This is a genomic window from Chryseobacterium sp. ON_d1, from assembly GCF_006829085.1.
GTDB lineage: Bacteria > Bacteroidota > Bacteroidia > Flavobacteriales > Weeksellaceae > Chryseobacterium.
In genome coordinates this window covers 281,026-298,089 of the sequence record NZ_BJTC01000003.1, presented here as the reverse complement: position 1 = coordinate 298,089, position 17,064 = coordinate 281,026, and the positions used below count along the sequence as shown (strand labels likewise).

Here is a 17,064-nt window from a genome sequence, read left to right as displayed (position 1 = left end):
AGTAACCTTTTGGGGAAAAATACAGGTTATATGTTTGCAAAGTACATTTTAATCATTTTATTATATTTTGCTTTTACAAAATCATTTGCACAGGCAACAGACGGGTTAAGTCTTAATGTAAGGCTTTATCCGGTACAGATGCTGGCTTATGGGACAGGATTTTCGGAAGGCGAAACCGAATCTTCCTACCAGGAGGCTCGGTCTGTCATGATCTCAAGCCCGTCAGGATTTCAGCTGAATGCAGGATATGATAAATATTATGATACAGCAGACAATCCCAAAAGCAACAGAGAAAGATCTGATGAATATCTGCTCATCACCCACCAGAAAGGAGTGGTTGAACAGCGATATGCCATCGGTAATGAGATAGAAAATGCAATAAATAATTTAGGTGCCGGCGGCAGCGACGGACCGGATTCTTTAATATTAACTCTAATTTCTCAGTAAAAAAATGAACAGGAGGTTAAAAAATTATTATGCACCGAATAATAATTTTACAATTTACCCATTCCTGATATGCTAAATAAAAGCAAATGTTTAAGATAAAAAAGCATTTATTTTATTTTATGGCAATTTTATTGGTACTTAAATAACACTTTTTATGTCCTTTTTCATAAAAAGACGTTCCTGTTTACGACGAATTGAGCAGTAAAAATTCACAAATAATAAGTGTTTTTTCACAAAGGCACTGACGTTCTTTGTATTTACCTTTGCCACCGCAATTTTAAAAATTTATTAATACAAAAAAACGTCACTAAACCAATGAAAAATTTTATTTTGGCATCTTTTGCTCTCTTGGGATTCGCAACATTAAAAGCACAACAAAATGTAACACTGAATGTAAGACTTAAGCCTATCCAGACTCTTGTAGTCAACAATGCTCAGAAAATTGTTAACCTAGACTACGTAACTAAAGACGATTACGCAAACGGTGTATCTTCTGTGAATGCAGATCATTTGAGCATTTACAGCACAGGAGGATTCCAGGTGAAAGTAAAGAGTGCTAACGCTGCATTACAGAACGGAGGTAAAAACATCCAGGCCAACACGATACAGATTAAGGCAAGTGCCGGTTCTGAAGCTGTAAACGGCGCTCAATATGCACAAAATGTACAGTTATCTGCTAACGAAACCACTTTGGTAAGTTCTTCTAACGGAGGAGTAGATAAAAAAATCAACATTGAATATAAAGGAGCCGGTGCTAACGCTTATCTGGACAATTATATCGCAGGACAGGATCCTACTGTATATACCACTGAGCTGACGTATACGATTATTTCTCAATAATATATCATTATGTAATGATAAAGTGTTGTACCTACCGCAGCACTTTATCCTCACTTAAAACTAATATCCGTCATGAGCAGATTCTCTTTCCTCCTTTTCAGCATTCTTTTCTTATTTTCTTTTCAGGGGTACGCACAGACAGGAGTTTCGGTTTCGCCTCCAAGACTATATTTTGAGTCGGCAAACGGAAACAGTAACACCCAGAAAATAACGGTAACGAATGTAAGCGCAAAGAATTCTCTGGATCTGGCTGTAAGTCTGGGAGACTGGGAATATGACGGTAAAGGTGAAAATGTAACGTATCCCGCCAACACCCTTCCTGCATCCTGTGCAAGCTGGGTTTCTGTAAAAAAAGAAGATAATTACTTTACGCTGGCTCCGGGAGAAAAGAAAGACATTGAGATTACCATTACGGTTCCGAATGTCCTTTCAGACCAACTGGCGGCCCACACAGCAGTCCTTTATGTAAGCCAGATGAATCCTGTGGATGATGTAGATCACAAAGGAGCCAATATCAAAGTAAGCATCCGCTCAGGGATCAAGCTGTTTCATAAGCTTCCTGCTGCCAAAACAAAAAAACTTGAAATCCAGAATCTGGTATACGGAAAACCGACCAACACAATCAACCTCTTTTTTGAAAATCATGGAGACGTATGGGCAGATGGGAAAATATATACCGATTTTGTCAATACACAAACCGGAAAAAAAGTATCACTTGATCCTGTCATCTTTTATACCATGCCCGGAAATAAAAGGGAAATGGATATTCCACTTCCGGCAGGCCTTGAAAAAGGAAAGTATACCGCTTCGGTAATGATTGATTATGGAGACAACAATAATCTGGAATTGGGAGAATTAAGTTTCAGCTATGAATAGTAAAAAATTCTTCTGTTTCTTTCTGTTGGTTTCTCTGAACTGCTTCTCACAGGTCAATTATAACTCATGGGTGAACAGCTATCTGCAGATTAATTCCTACAGCGGAAATACCAATCCTGATGCTTATACCTTTACCCTGGCTGGTAATGGAGCGTTTAATATTCCTTACTGGAAAATATCCATCAGGCTGAAACAGCCTATCACTTCTACTGACGGAAATTATACGATGCCTGCCAACAAAATATCATTTCAGCCGGTTTCCACTTCAGGACAGGCTTATCCGGGACCTGTACCCACGATTCCTCAGATCGGAATGCCGTTAAATATTTTTCTTCAGGCAAACCAGGAAGTCTTTTTAATTCCACAGTCCAATGCAGCGTTGTACAATCAGCCGCCACAGCCCAACGGCTATTATAATCTGCAGGTAAAATACAGCCTGACCGTTATGGGAGGATCTTATCTAGGAAGCTACCCTTCCTGGACCAGATTTAACGTTCCGGTGCAGTTTACGGCGTATGACCAGTACAACAATATTATTGGCAGAGCTGATCATAATTTTCAGATTCACATCGGACCCCTCAGCGGAACTCCGACCGATGTACCCGAAATGTCGCTTCAGTTTTCCGCAAAAGCGGTCAACGGATCACTGGAATTCAAAAGCATGTCAGATTACGTAAACGGAGTCAGTGTCATCTATTCCAATGGACTGATCGTAAAAAGCAATACCAATTACCAGATCAAATTACGTTCTCTTCAGGGGCAGTTCAGCTCTCCTGCCGGGAATTTCATTCCTCTAGACACCGTAAAACTGAATCTCACTCCCGTTTCGGGAAATACGGGTAATGTATATCCTATCTTACTGAGCGCTTCCCCACAGCTTATTGCAACAGGAGGGTCTACCGGAAACTCCAGTGTCAATTACGATATCCGATATTCAACCAAAGCGAATGACGAAAGGGTAATTAATGCCAAGTCAGAAGAATACTCCACGACTCTTCAATACGAGATTATCCCCCAATAACCATGCTTCAAGACCTGTTCAAAAAAATCTTTTTCATTTTTTTGATTTCGTTTCAGATATGGATTCCGGCACAAAGCAGTTCCTGGGTAAGTCTTGATATCCGTAATGAATCCAGAACAGATAAAGCAGGTATCCTGGACCTTATAGCCGTACTTGAAAATCAAGGCCCCAATGATTTCAAAGGAAAGGTAAGCATTACAGTTCCTGACGGATTCAGAAATATTTCAGGAAACAATCTTCAGGTCGAAATGAAATCCGGAGAAAAGCTGTTCTTACCGGTAAAAATCATCGTCAGCAACAATGCTGTTTCGGGAGCATCCAGAATTGCTTTCCGGCTTTCGGACCAGCAGAATAAAACAGCTGCTGAAAAAGAAATACTTTATACCGTTGCTGAAAATAACGCAATGCGCATCACGGCAGAAAATCCGATGATCTATGTGAATAAAGCCACCGACTCCGTAGAGGTCAGAGCGCGGGTTTCCAATCTGGGCAACAGAAAGCAGGATGTTACCATTGTATTTAAAATTCCCGAAGCCGAACAGGGCAATGCCTTTATAGAGAAAAAAGGAAGCATCGGTGTTCAGAAAGATTCAGTTTTTGTATTCCGCTTTATGCCTTCCAGGGTCAGATCCCGAAGCTCACAGCTTTCTGTCAATATTGCAGGCTTCAGGGAACCGGACAGAGAAATATTCGGCAACACCAGTGTATCCATACAGAATGTTTCTTCCGTACAGCGTTATGAAGATCTTGAATCCACAGCATTTTCAAATTTTACCAAGAATACCATAACTGCCAGCTACAGGCGTGCCGGGGAAAACCTGGATATGTATCAGCTGACAGGTTCCGGGGGCTTCAACCTGCCTTCCGGCTATGTTTTTATGCGGGGGAATATCTATACGATCAATCATCAGAGCGATCCTATTGTCAACAATACCTACCTGACCTATCACCGGGAAAACAGCGAATTCACTGTCGGAAACATCAATAAGCTGCTGGAACTTTCTTTATTTGGAAGAGGGCTGGAATATGCCTATACCTCTCCGGATAAGGACAAGAAAATTGAAGCAGGCTTCGTTGACCAGACCTACAGCCTGATCGAAAGAAATTCATTTCTGAAGTACGGCTACGGATTCTACACCAGGGGAACTCTGGGAGCTCAAAACGCTTCACGTAATATCTCCGGAACTTATATTTTCAGGGACGATCCTTATGAAAAAGCCAGGCATCATGTAGCCGGAACAGATCTTCAGTATGCTTTCGGCAAAGACTGGAAAATGAATACAAAGATGTATGGCGGTCTGAGTTTTTATGAAGGCAACCAGCCTACCAAACCCTCTCTGGCTTTGGAATCACAGTATTCAGGGATGATCAGGAAGATCAGCATGAACGGAAATTATTTTTACAGTACTGATTACTATCCCGGAAACAGAAGGGGAATCCTGCAGATCCAGCAGAATTTTTCCACCATGATTTTCAAAGACCATTATGTGTATGCCAACATTATGGCTTCTCATTTTTCGCCTAAATTTTACTTTTACAACAATACCCTGAATTCAAGCAACTTAAGACTGGACACAGGAATTAACTTTCCTAAAAAAGGCAATTTCGGGATGGGATTGGGCTACCAGTACCAGGAAGAGAATTCCAACTCTTACAATAATTTCTTCAATGCACAGCCCTACGAGAATACCAAACAGCTGAAAGCACAGCGTTTTACAGAATACCTTACCTGGCTGAGTCCTGACAAACAGCATACCTCGATCCTCAGCATGGAAAACGGATTGGTTAAATATCCGGACAACAACAAACAGCAATACCAGATGAAAGTAAGCGGAACCTACAGCTACAAATGGCTTACCCTGAACGGTATCTACCAGCATGGAAGTTATTTCCTTTCTGAATATGCCTTTTCCAGGCTGATGAACACAGCCAGCACCTACGAAAAGCTTTCCCTTTCTGCGTTTGTCAATAAAAACTTTTTCGACCATAAGCTGAACGTAACCTCAGGACTCTCTTATACGGATGATGTTCTGTACGGGAAATCACCATCAGCTTTTATGAATCTGAAGTACTCACGGGAGAGATATGCCCTCTACCTGAATTCATCTTACTTCAATTATTCTTCAGGAAATTTTACCAATAATCTGTTTACCATTGAAGCCGGCGTTACCCTCAACCTGAGAAACAGCACCCTGGATCCGGGTAAAAAAGGCGACATCAAAGCGTTTGTCTATTATGACCTGAACGAAAACAATATCTACGACGAAGGTGACAGAGAAGCGGCAGGCTACCTCATTATGCTCAACAACATTTCATTTAAAACCGACCCGTCAGGCTCTATCAGCTACCGTTCCATCCCGTACGGAAAGTATACTCTGAAACAGATCATCCAGCAAGGCTGGTATTATGATGAAATGGAATTTACCATAGACAGGCACCACTACGCTCTCGAAATCCCTCTTCATCAAAACGGAACCACCCAGGGAAAGGTAACCTACGATTTTGATGCGAAAACAGCAGTGGATTTCTCTCCCAAAACCGGAGGTGTACTATTTAATATTTACCGCAACGAACAGTTAGTACAGCACATCATCACCGATGACAACGGGGAATTTGCCTCTTTCCTACCCTCCGGAAATTACAGGATTGAACTGAACAAAAACTCTCTGCCTTCCAATACCTATTGTGAACGCTCCAGTGATAATTTCAAAGTGGAAGCCGGAAAGATAGTACATCTTGAGCCTTTTGTGATTAAGGTAAGGGAAAAGGTGATCAGGGTGAAGAAGTTTGGGAGTTAGAATGATAGAATAAAAGTCATTAGTCATAGGCTTCAATAACTAGTTTATTTTCAAAATATCTATCCGGTTCTCATATAAATCTCTATCATTGATACTATTAAAGAGATGAAACCTCCCTATACTTTTACAATCTCAAAATAAACATTGTATACTGAAGACAGAATTTTCTTATTTAAAGAAAAAGTAAAACAAAATACGTTCAGCAGAAAAGACTATATGCAGAACTTCAGGAGTATTTCTGCACCCTACTTCAATGAAATGGGCTGTTGAACAGGGTATTTTATTAAAATCTGGAAAACAGAGGTTGACAGAATATTGGTTTAAAGAATGATGATGTAGATACTGTTTGTGATTTTGTGTTATGAAGGATTTGGAAAATTAAAATCATAAATAGAAAGGGTCAGCATGTGCTGGACCTTTCTATTTATCTTAAGTCATTCCTTCTCAATCAACCTTTCCAGCCTACCCATCATCTCATCCTTCTCCTTCAGTATCCTTTAATAAAGAGCAATCTTATCTTCATGGAATTAAACCATTTTTTCAATAGGATGAAAACTAATTATATCATAATTAAATGAGCTATTGAAAGCATGCTCACCATCAAAATTCTGAAACGCTTCCACCGGAATTTTCAATACCAGCAGATATTCATTAAAAATTATGGTTTCCCGTAGACGAGATTTAATTTTTTTTGGTATAATTGCCTTTTAAAACCTATAACCATGCCAGTACCCGACTTTCATAGTATCACGTATTCTTGTTTACCTTTATCAGAAATTAGCAATGAATAATAAAAATGAAAACTCCGTTGTTCTGGCAGATTTTTTTTCAACATTTCAGTTAAAAATATCAGATTACCAACGTCCCTATATTTGGACGTTCACACAATTTTTGAAATTATACGAGGATCTTATTAATTATCAAAAAAACTTAGAAAATTCGACGCCATTATATTATCTTGGAAATATTATCCTCGTCAAAAACAATACTGAAGGTTATGATATCATTGACGGACAACAAAGAATAACAAGTCTCCTAATCCTTGCAAATCTTTTACAACAAAAAGAACTCTTATCTTGCAATAATGAATTTGCGATCAATTCTACAATTTCTAAAAATAATATTAAAGCCAATGCAGAATACTTCAGACACTATCTGAAAGATAAAAATGTAGAAAAAATACAGTTTGAGAAAATTAACATTACCTACATTATTGCTGAAAATCAGGATCAGGCATTCAAGTTCTATACTACCCTTAATACCTCTGGAAAGAGACTAAATGGATTAGATATAGTTAAACCTTTTCATTTACAGGCATTAGCTAAAGAAAAACAGGAAGAAAAGGCAAGGTTATTTGAGAAACATCAATTCTCCAATAATCTTTTGGATAAAATAATAAAATTAAGTTTACGAATTAGATACTGGACAGGCTTACCTTTTCGGGATTTCCCAAGAAATCATGAAAATAGCTGGAATGAATTTCTTCCCCAAGAATTTGCCTACTCTGAAATGCTGTCTAAACATGATTATAAATACGCAACAATTGTAGAAGATAAAGATAGTACTGAATCTTCAGTTCCAGCTTATCAGGTAAATCAGCCGCTATATAAAGGAGAGAATACGATTCATTATCTTGTTTATTGGTGTGAGGTATGGCTGATTGTAGAAAATAAACTAAAATCTGAAATATTTGATAAAATGGATAAACTTGAAGGCATTGAATTTAACAGAGAATATTATGAAATGGCCTTACTTTGTTACGCCAGCAAATATGGTATAAGTGCTATTGAAGAGGATAACTTTATTACAATTGCAAAAGGGCTTTTCAAAGTCTGTTTTTATACCCGATTAACAAAACCGTGCTCAAAAATTTCAATTAAAAATAGTGAAGAGGAAAATCAATTGCTGAAGCGAATACTTTATGCTTTTGATAAAAATGAAATTATAGAGTATTATAACAGTTTTTTTAATGAAGCAACTCTTAACACTGCAGCAGAAACGAAAACCGGAAGAGTGCAAAAATTTAAAGATAGCTTCGGATTTAAAGAAGACCACTATGAACAAACTTTTTTCAACCAGTAATGAATCCAAGATTATTTACAATCAATAGAAAGACACTTAGTGATTTTAGTCATGAATTATTTGTTATCCCAGCATACCAAAGACCTTTTAGCTGGGGATATGATGAAATCACCAAACTTTTATATGATTTAAAGGAAAATCAAGAAGAAAACCTTTATTTCATCGGAAATATAATAGTAATTTCCAATAATGGAAAGTTTGATTTGGTAGATGGACAACAGCGATTTACTACTTTATGGATGATAACCCTTTATCTAAGTAAAATGTACAATGATCATGATTTTATTCAGTTTTGTACTCTGAATAATAGATCACGCTTAAGCTTTGCCATACGGGATAAAACAGATAAATATTTAAATACATTATTGATATCTGACACAAAGGGTTCTAAAAACTTTTGGGAACTAACTGATTTTTTACCCGATGATAATACCCGGGATCCATCTCTAACACAAAATCAAATCATTGCCAATAATTTTAAAATTATTGATCAGTGGGTTCATGAAAATAAAATAGAAAAAAGTTTCTTAGAGTTTATAAAAACAAACCTAACATTTGAATTCTTAATTGCTCCTTCAGGCACAGATGAAAACAAATTATTTATTCAGATAAATACAAATGGAGCACAGCTGCAACATTATGATATTTTAAAATCTAAGATAATAAATGCTGTCAGAGAAGAAGAAAGACATGAGTATTCTGTTAAATGGGACAGATGTTCTGAAATATTTGACCATAAAGGTGATGATAATTTCTTTCCAACTTTTGAAGAGAAATTAGTAGATATTTTGGATTCTGATGAAAAAAAACGCTACTTCAAACAGCATAACAGTATAAAGAATGAACCCAGAGATGCTTATCAGCAGATTATTAGTTTCAGTACCTTATTGATTCATACTCTTTTCATTTATACAAAAATTGAAAAGGATAATTTAAAATTGGATTTTCCAAAATTCTTTAACATAGAAAAACTTTTAGATGTATTTGGTGAATTGAGCCGTTGTATGGACAAAGCTGATCTGGAACAAAAAAATCAATATGCAAAGAATTTTATAGATTGTTTAGTAAACGTAAAAGAAAAACTTAGCGCATCTATTATTTTTTCAGATTTGGAAGACAATGACTTTGGGTTACTTATTAATCTTAAAAATAAACAGGAAGAAAGGGAGGAAAATAATAAGTCCGTGGAACAGCTCCAGAGAATGCTATATCACAGTAATAATGATACCAATCATTATTGGTTGGGTATTTATTTGGATCAACTATTAGATTCCCCACAATCTGGCTTTCTGGATATACTTGAGAAAATTGATAATATTATTTCCATTAATGGAAATACATTTTCTACCTATAAAAGCTATTTTGAAAACCCGGCGGATTTTCTTTGTCAAAAAAATGAATTTAATTTAACCAATTATACTTTCACATTTAAAAACTTCAATAGATACTGGTTTTACAAATTAGAATATCTCTTATGGAAAAATGATACAGGCAATCTGTCAAAAATTATATCCAGAACATCAGTAGAACATGTTTTACCACAAAGTGAAAAAAAACATTATAAAGAAAAAACTATTGATATAGATGAATTAGGAAATTTAATATTGATAACGGTTTCTGAAAATTCGCGTTTTTCAAATAAAGATGTGCTGGAAAAAAATGAATACAGAAAAAGGCTATCTAATCCCCCATTAAAGATGACAAAACTATTTAATGATTTAGATCAGTATAAACTAATTAAAGATAAATATTCCGATGATGAATTAATTAAATTGAAAGAAGTTTTAAAAAATCATCAGTGTGAAATGCAAAATTTATTGATAAAGCATTACAAGTAACATAGTAAAACGAAAAATATCAATATCCAATTAATAATAACCCTTAAAAACCACATATGAACATCTTCGGAAAAACCATACGCCTATTCTTTGTAGATGGCACCCCAAATAGTCTCACTACAGCAGAGCTTAGCAACTGGACAGGAATAGCCGTTAGAGTTCCACGTATTAAAGTAAGGGAATTTAGCAACAGAGCAGAGTTTAGAAAACCTGGTGTCTATATCCTGATTGGCAAAGGAGACAATAATGAAGATGCAGCCTATATTGGAGAAGCAGAAGTAATTGCGGACCGTCTTGTAAGCCATATTGCCAATAAAGAATTTTGGAATGAAGTGTTATTCTTTGGAAGCAAAGATCAATACCTGAACAAAGCGGGAGTCAAATACCTGGAAAACCGCTTGTATGAACTAGCCATCCATGCAGAGCGATATACGGTTAATCAGAATATCCCTACTCGCCCGGAATTATCCGAAGCAGAGCAAGCTGAATTGGAAGAGTTTTTGTCCAATATAAAAATATTGACAGCTTCATTGGGACATAAAATATTTGAATCTCTGGAAGAAACTGTTGAACAGGACGAAACGAATCAACTGATCTTATTCTGTAAAAACGGTGCTGGAGCCAGCAGCAAAGGAAGTCCATCCACTGAAGGTTTTGTTGTATACAAAGATTCTCTTTTGATGGTAACAGAACAGCCTTCATTACCTAATAGTATAGTAGCAGAACGGAAAAAAATGTTAGATGAAGGGATTTTACAAATAGAAGAAGGTTTTTATAAACTTACTAAAGATTACATCTTTACATCATCTTCAAGAGCAGCAGCAGCTATACTGGCAAGATCATCAAGCGGTCCTGTAGAATGGAAAACTGAAGGAGGAATTCAACTCAAGTATTTAGAAATATAAGCCATACGATTAAAATTCCCTTTTTAAAATTTAAAATTTTAAAAAGGGAATTTTATTTCTATCAATTATTTGGTCATAGATTAATTCTAATTTCCCGATCCCGGCCCATTCAAATACTCATTACTGATATCCTTTTCCTTTTTAAAATCCATTTTTCCGAACTTATAGCTGAAGCTGATTCCGAAAGAACGGTAAGGCAGATCTCTTACGGAATAGGACTGATAGTCTCCCGTATCTACTGTAGTTATCTGTCTGATATACTTGCTAAAAGGGTTTGTGATGGTAAAGCCTATGCTTGCTTTTTTGTTCCAGAGTTCTTTTCTGCCGGCAAAAGTATAGGTGATGGATTGCGGGTTTTTCCCCTGGATATTCTTAGCGGCTGAGTTATAGTTTCCGAATACTTCCAGTACAAAATTTTTCGGAAACTGGTAATTAAGATTCAGATTCGCGCGGTAACGCATTCCCATATCCAGGTTCCCTACATAAGCATGGCTCACAATATAACGGTGAAATACCATGATATTGCTTCTCAGATTCATAGCATTATGAAAAAACGGAAGCGAAAGGGATATGATTCCACCCGAGTTATATTCTTTCCCGATATTATCCCTTGCCGTAACAGACACATTAGTGTATTCCGTACCATTGGCTGTAAAGGTGGGATAAAATGTGGTAATCTGTTTTAAATCCTGGCTGTTGATCCGCTCAACAAGCGACATGGAAATATTTCCTCCATTGGTAAAGTTCTTAGTATAGCCCAGCTCCATATTATCCCCTATTTCAGGTTTCAACGCAGGGTTCCCTGTGGTAATATTATGAGGGTCACTGAAGTTCAGGAAAGGATTGAGTTCCGTATATTCAGGACGCTCTACCCTTCTTGTATAGGAAAGTTTCAGGGTTTCACCACTGTCAAATTTGTGGGAAAGAATGAAGGAAGGAACCAATAAACCATAGGACGGAATATTCGTATCGGGAAAATCGATTTTCAGGGTCGTATATTCATACCGCAGCCCTGCTCTTACATCCAGCCAGTTCCATAGCTTAAGTTTTGATGAGAAATAAGCGGCATAGATTCCCATGTCATAATTCAAATGATAAGACTGCAGAGGATCGGTTTCGTACTGCCCTGATAAAGCATTCAGAACATGAACATCAGTAGCGTTGGTGATATGCTGCTGTACGGTTTTCGCTCCCATTTCAAAAGTAATATTGTCATTCACAGGATGTACATAATCTACCGAAAGGTTGTGACTGTTGTCTGTTCCGGGATTGTTTCCTGAAATTCCATTGTACGGAAAAGAAGCTCCTGATAAACTCTGAGTCTGGAAATAACTGGAAGCAGGAGAACCATAGCTGAATACATAGTCTGCTGTAAGCTCCTGCCCTTCCTTTTGGAAAGTCTTTCTGAAACTAAGACTTCCATCAATGGAACGTACGGAAGATTGGTTATCAGAAGTTCTGGATCCTATAATCGGCTGTACATTCGAGGTAGCATAATCTGTGATATACTGCTGTTGACTGATCAGTCCGGTACTTCTGTTCGAAAAGCTGTTAAAAGAAAGGGAACCGCTTAAAGAAGTGGATTTACTCATTGACCAGTCAAATCCCAGACCTGTTCTGTAGCCATGTCTTTCAAAATCGGTATAGCCATCCTGCAATAAATGAGTTCCCGTATTGGAAGTGGTATCCCTGGAAGTTCTGTCTTGGGAAAAAGGGGTCTTTGCCTTTAACTGAGCATTACCGCTGAAAAAGGCATTCATGCTGAAATTATTGTTCTTATAATTCAGATTCAGGGATCCGGTTTCAAATAAAGTCCCGCCGGTAGCATTTACAGTTCCGTTGATACCCCTTACCTTATTATCTTTTAAAACAATATTAATAATTCCGCCAGTCCCCTGAGCATCATATTTCGCTCCCGGACTGGAAACCACTTCAATACTTTTAATCTGGCTCGCCGGAATAGAAGCCAACGCATCTGCCAGGCTGTTTCCAAATATACTTGACGGCTTTCCATTGATTAAAAAACGGATATTTGAATTCCCCTGAAGTTCTACATTTCCATCCGCATCCACAGTTACCTGCGGTACTTTCCTCAGCACATCAATAGCTGCACCATTCTGGGAAGTCACATCATTGGCCGCATTGAATACAATTTTATCAACTTTATTTTCAACCACTGCCTTTTTTCCTACAATCGTTACCCCTTCTATAGCGTTTTCCCCATTCACCAGTCGAATATCACCAAGAACCATACTGGTATTATGATCTTTAAGCTGAATATCTGATGTCGTTTTATTTTTATAGCCTGCATAGAAAACAGCAATTTTATAGGTCCCTGACGGAATATGATCTATAGAAAATTCCCCTTTTTCATTGGACGTAGCTCCATTCACTTCTTTGTTATCCTGATTCAGCAGACCAATACTGGCATGATCTATGACATTTCCCGTTTTGGAGTCTACAATTCTTCCGCTTATTTTTCCCTGACCGGCTCCTTGTTGTGCATTGATCATTAAGGCTGAACACAGCATCGCTACTAAAATTGTTACTTGTTTCACAGTGATATTAGAATTAATACAGGGCAAAGGTGAGAACCAATTTGGTAGGAATTCTGAATTTTCAATTAAATGACTTAAATAAAATGATCGAGATTTCTGCGTAATGACAAGGTGGGCGCGTAAGTATTGGTGTATAGCTGACTACTTTCTCCAGACATAATATTAACCATTCTCCTAGCCTATCCACACCGTTTGTCATTCCGTAGGAATCCAGACACAGAAAGCATTTAATAATAAATAATGATAAAGGTTAGATTCATGCTGAATGACAAGGTGAACGCGTGTATGTGAGTGCATAGTCGCTTATTTGCTCCAGACATAAGTAAAGGTAAAATAAGTGTTTAGATTATTGCAACACCAGTAAGAATTTTTGTAACTTTTATAAAACAAACACAAATGATGAAGTTTTCAAAAAGAAGCCATACCTACTATATCTATATTCTTACCAATAAAAGCAGAAAGGTACTTTATACCGGTGTTACCGGGAACCTCCACAGGAGATTGTATCAACACAAAACCAAGTTAAATCCCGGTAGCTTCACCGCAAAATACAATCTTGAATTTCTAATTTATTACGAAAAATATAATTGGATTCATCATGCCATTGAAAGAGAAAAGGAAATTAAAAACTGGTCAAGAATTAAGAAACTTGAATTGATAAGGAGCACAAATCCTAATTTAGAATTTTTGAATTACTTGTTTGAGAATTGGCTTTGAGTTGAATATTTTTTTGCATTCTATACTTTTAATTGGTATAAATGATGATAATAACAGTTCAGATTCCTGCGGAATGATAAGGTGGACGTACAAATGTTGGTGTATAACCGATTACTTGCTACTGACTTAATGTAGACTTCATACTAATTACTCACTTAGACTATCCACAATGCTTTGTCATTCCGTAGGAATCCGGACACAGAAAGCATTTAATACATTTAATAATAAATAATGATAAAATAACAGTTTAGATTCCTACGGAATGACAAGGTGGTGCTTATATGTGGGAGCATAGCCGCTTACTTACTCCAGACATAATATTAACGATTCCCCTAGTCTATCCACAATGCTTGTCATTCCGTAGGAATCCGGACACAGAAAGCATTTAATGATAAAATAAAACAGTTCAGATTCCTGCGGAATGATAAGGTGGGCGCAAATATAGTTCGCTTTGTTATAAATCCGTTTATTTAACCTAACTCCTACGCCCCTCATAATACTTTAACACCCATTATACCCTATCCCCCAATAAATTTTCGTTCTTTTGCAAAAATTATAATTTTTATATCCGCATGTCGAAGTTTGATGCAATCCGGTATTTCTATGATCCGGAAGTGAACGAGAGATTACAGAGCATAGCCCGTGATCCTATGATGAAAGCACTGATGAATTTTACTTTTCCGGATACGGATGAGCAGGTCTGGCTGGAACAGTTTAAAAATGTTCATTCCATCAGCGATTTTCAGCATCAGTTTGTAGCCTATGCCGTTCGGCAGATCCTTGCGAAAAGTTCGGAAGGTTTGACGACTTCAGGCTTTGATAAGCTGGACAAAAATACCCCTTACCTTTTCATCTCCAATCACAGGGATATTGTATTGGATACTTCCCTGCTTAACCTCGTTTTGCTGGAAGGTGGTTATATTATGACTGCCTCGGCGATCGGAGATAATCTTGTCCGCAAAAAATTTCTACATGTACTGGCCAAACTGAACCGCAACTTTCTTGTACAGAGAGGCCTTTCGCTTCGTGAACAGCTGACGAGTTCACAAACGATGTCCGAATACATTAAAGTGCAGCTGCATCAGGAAAACCGTTCCGTATGGATTGCCCAGCGTGAAGGCCGTACCAAAAACGGTAACGACGCTACCCAGCAGGGTGTTTTGAAAATGCTGGCTATGGCAGCCGGAGATCAGCCACTGACGGAGTATTTTAAATCCTTAAAGATTGTTCCCATCTCCATCTCCTATGAATATGACCCTACAGATTCCTTAAAGATGCCACAGCTGCTGGCCCAGCACAGGGATGAGGAATATATTAAAGGGAAAAATGAAGATTTCACCAATATCCTGAGCGGAATTCTGGGGCAAAAGAAACGCATTCATCTGCATGCAGGAGACGTTATAGGTCCAGAACTGGATGAAATTGCTGCTGCCACCGATAATAAAAACAAACAGCTGCAGGCGATTACACAGGTTATTGACCACTCTATCATCAGCAATTATAAGCTTTGGCCAACCAAGTATATTGCCTATGATCTCTTGCACAATACCCATACCTATACCTCTGAATATACAGAGCAGGAAAAACAGTTATTTGTCCGCAGACTTGAAATGCGTATTGATCCGTCTGATCCTGTTTCCAGAGAGTATTTCTTATCGATGTATGCCACTCCTTTGGTTAATAAGCTAAAATCTGAAGAGAGATCTGAAAAATAGGTTACCATTCAATAAACGTAAAAACCACTGCTGCTGAGCAGTGGTTATGCTACTTTAAATTCTTCAGTTTTTATCTGGACTGCGACATAAAATCTGCTTCTATGACTGCGTCTGCAAATGCTTTTGGAGCTTCCTGCGGTAAATTATGCCCAATTCCTCCTGTTAAAGTATGGTGTATATATTTGCCGATATATTTCGAAGCATAACTTTCCGGAGCAGGAAATGCCGCTCCGTTGGCATCACCCTCCAGGGTAACTGTAGGAACTGTAATGGACGGGGATTTTGCCAGCCTGGTTTCAAGCGCATCATATTGTTTTTCTCCTTTCGCCAATCCAAGACGCCAGCGGTAATTGTGGATCACGATATCAACATGATCAGGATTATTGAATGCTGCTGCAGAGCGTTCATAGGTCTGGTCATCAAAAGCCCATTTTGGTGAAGCCGTTTTCCAGATGAGTTTATTAAATGCCATGGTATTCGCCTGATACCCATTATATCCTCTTTCGGTTGAAAAGTAATATTGGTACCACCATAAAAATTCAGCATTGGGGGATAAAGGTTTTTCGTTTGCCTTCGGACTTCCTATTAAATATCCGCTTACTGCCACCAGTCCGGAACAACGCTCAGGCCACAGTGCAGCAATGATATCAGCTGTTCTGGCTCCCCAGTCGAAACCGCCAATGACTGCCTTATCTATTTTCAGGGCATCCATAAAAGCAATGATATCCAATGCCACGGCACTTTGCTGACCGTTTCGTTTTGTATCGGGTGATACGAAGGTAGTAGTGCCATAACCCCTTAAATAAGGGACCAAAACACGGTAGCCTTTCTCAGCAAGTATGGCGGAAGACTGTTCAAAACTATGGATATCATAAGGCCATCCGTGAAGAAGAATAACAGGTTTTCCATTGGAGGGACCTACCTCTGCATACCCCACATCCAGCAGTCCGGCCCTGATCTTCTTTGTATTCTGAAAAGCTGATCTGATGCTTTCCGTATCTTTTTCAACCGTGGTATAAGTCTGTGCTTTTAAAGACCATAATCCTGTTCCCATAAAAATAATCAGGGATAAAACGGATCCTATTTTTTTGCTCAAATTCAATGCAGTATTATTCATAATAATAATGTTTTTGTGATGGTAAAATTATGGTAAAGCGGCCCTTACAATAAGAACAAATACTCTGAACAGGTCATATTGAACGTTGAATCCCGATTTTCAGCCGTTAAAGCAGACAATCCAATAAATAAAATGCCTCAACATCAATCA

Annotated in this window: 12 protein-coding genes; 10 read left to right on the top strand and 2 right to left on the bottom strand. The window is 37.8% G+C overall.

The window, feature by feature from the left end; all coding sequences use genetic code 11:
• The first annotated feature begins 30 nt into the window (after nucleotides 1–30).
• The 8 genes from CRS_RS06915 to CRS_RS06880 all read left to right on the top strand — a co-directional run bounded on the left by CRS_RS06915 (nucleotide 31) and on the right by CRS_RS06880 (nucleotide 10,807).
• Complete coding sequence (locus CRS_RS06915; protein WP_142723334.1) at nucleotides 31–447, top strand: hypothetical protein; 417 nt, start codon at nucleotides 31–33, stop codon at nucleotides 445–447.
• A 315-nt stretch (nucleotides 448–762) separates the two neighbouring features.
• Nucleotides 763–1,287 (top strand): hypothetical protein, encoded by a 525-nt coding sequence (locus tag CRS_RS06910; RefSeq protein ID WP_142723333.1) that lies wholly within the window; start codon nucleotides 763–765, stop codon nucleotides 1,285–1,287.
• A gap of 72 nt (nucleotides 1,288–1,359) precedes the next feature.
• Nucleotides 1,360–2,163 (top strand): molecular chaperone, encoded by an 804-nt coding sequence (locus CRS_RS06905; RefSeq protein WP_142723332.1) that lies wholly within the window; start codon nucleotides 1,360–1,362, stop codon nucleotides 2,161–2,163.
• On the top strand, nucleotides 2,156–3,184 hold the full coding sequence (locus CRS_RS06900) for a hypothetical protein (protein ID WP_142723331.1): 1,029 nt from the start codon (nucleotides 2,156–2,158) through the stop codon (nucleotides 3,182–3,184). The genes CRS_RS06905 and CRS_RS06900 overlap by 8 nt, the downstream gene beginning before the upstream one ends.
• A gap of 41 nt (nucleotides 3,185–3,225) precedes the next feature.
• Complete coding sequence (locus CRS_RS06895; RefSeq protein ID WP_142723330.1) at nucleotides 3,226–5,982, top strand: hypothetical protein; 2,757 nt, start codon at nucleotides 3,226–3,228, stop codon at nucleotides 5,980–5,982.
• A 783-nt stretch (nucleotides 5,983–6,765) separates the two neighbouring features.
• A complete protein-coding gene (locus CRS_RS06890; RefSeq protein ID WP_142723329.1) occupies nucleotides 6,766–8,064 on the top strand; it encodes a DUF262 domain-containing protein in 1,299 nt (432 codons plus the stop codon).
• Nucleotides 8,064–9,902, top strand: coding sequence for a DUF262 domain-containing protein (locus CRS_RS06885; protein ID WP_142723328.1), 1,839 nt, complete (start codon nucleotides 8,064–8,066; stop codon nucleotides 9,900–9,902). Before CRS_RS06890 ends, CRS_RS06885 begins: the two co-directional genes overlap by 1 nt.
• Before the next feature lie 56 nt (nucleotides 9,903–9,958).
• Nucleotides 9,959–10,807 carry a GIY-YIG nuclease family protein gene (locus tag CRS_RS06880; RefSeq protein ID WP_142723327.1) on the top strand — a complete coding sequence of 283 codons (849 nt, stop codon included), beginning with the start codon at nucleotides 9,959–9,961 and terminating at the stop codon, nucleotides 10,805–10,807.
• 86 nt (nucleotides 10,808–10,893) lie between these two features.
• On the opposite strand, the gene CRS_RS06875 is transcribed toward CRS_RS06880, so the two are convergent.
• Nucleotides 10,894–13,365: a TonB-dependent receptor domain-containing protein gene (locus CRS_RS06875; protein WP_142723326.1), complete on the bottom strand. Its 2,472-nt coding sequence runs from the start codon at nucleotides 13,363–13,365 to the stop codon at nucleotides 10,894–10,896.
• A gap of 396 nt (nucleotides 13,366–13,761) precedes the next feature.
• On the opposite strand from CRS_RS06875, the gene CRS_RS06870 reads away from it, so the two are divergent.
• Together CRS_RS06870 and CRS_RS06865 are read left to right on the top strand one after the other, a co-directional pair.
• On the top strand, nucleotides 13,762–14,082 hold the full coding sequence (locus CRS_RS06870; RefSeq protein ID WP_142723325.1) for a GIY-YIG nuclease family protein: 321 nt from the start codon (nucleotides 13,762–13,764) through the stop codon (nucleotides 14,080–14,082).
• A gap of 572 nt (nucleotides 14,083–14,654) precedes the next feature.
• Nucleotides 14,655–15,797 carry a 1-acyl-sn-glycerol-3-phosphate acyltransferase gene (locus CRS_RS06865; protein ID WP_142723324.1) on the top strand — a complete coding sequence of 381 codons (1,143 nt, stop codon included), beginning with the start codon at nucleotides 14,655–14,657 and terminating at the stop codon, nucleotides 15,795–15,797.
• A gap of 70 nt (nucleotides 15,798–15,867) precedes the next feature.
• On the opposite strand, the gene CRS_RS06860 is transcribed toward CRS_RS06865, so the two are convergent.
• On the bottom strand, nucleotides 15,868–16,914 hold the full coding sequence (locus CRS_RS06860; RefSeq protein WP_172617015.1) for an alpha/beta fold hydrolase: 1,047 nt from the start codon (nucleotides 16,912–16,914) through the stop codon (nucleotides 15,868–15,870).
• Between the last annotated feature and the right edge of the window lie 150 nt (nucleotides 16,915–17,064).

Excerpts from the sequence above, each read along its gene's own strand:
- CRS_RS06915 (WP_142723334.1), top strand. The coding sequence starts at position 31 with ATGTTTGCAAAGTACATTTTAATCATTTTATTATATTTTGCTTTTACA.
- CRS_RS06910 (WP_142723333.1), top strand. The coding sequence starts at position 763 with ATGAAAAATTTTATTTTGGCATCTTTTGCTCTCTTGGGATTCGCAACA.
- CRS_RS06905 (WP_142723332.1), top strand. The coding sequence starts at position 1,360 with ATGAGCAGATTCTCTTTCCTCCTTTTCAGCATTCTTTTCTTATTTTCT.
- CRS_RS06900 (WP_142723331.1), top strand. The coding sequence starts at position 2,156 with ATGAATAGTAAAAAATTCTTCTGTTTCTTTCTGTTGGTTTCTCTGAAC.
- CRS_RS06890 (WP_142723329.1), top strand. The coding sequence starts at position 6,766 with ATGAATAATAAAAATGAAAACTCCGTTGTTCTGGCAGATTTTTTTTCA.
- CRS_RS06885 (WP_142723328.1), top strand. The coding sequence starts at position 8,064 with ATGAATCCAAGATTATTTACAATCAATAGAAAGACACTTAGTGATTTT.
- CRS_RS06880 (WP_142723327.1), top strand. The coding sequence starts at position 9,959 with ATGAACATCTTCGGAAAAACCATACGCCTATTCTTTGTAGATGGCACC.
- CRS_RS06870 (WP_142723325.1), top strand. The coding sequence starts at position 13,762 with ATGATGAAGTTTTCAAAAAGAAGCCATACCTACTATATCTATATTCTT.
- CRS_RS06865 (WP_142723324.1), top strand. The coding sequence starts at position 14,655 with ATGTCGAAGTTTGATGCAATCCGGTATTTCTATGATCCGGAAGTGAAC.
- CRS_RS06860 (WP_172617015.1), bottom strand. The coding sequence starts at position 16,914 with ATGAATAATACTGCATTGAATTTGAGCAAAAAAATAGGATCCGTTTTA.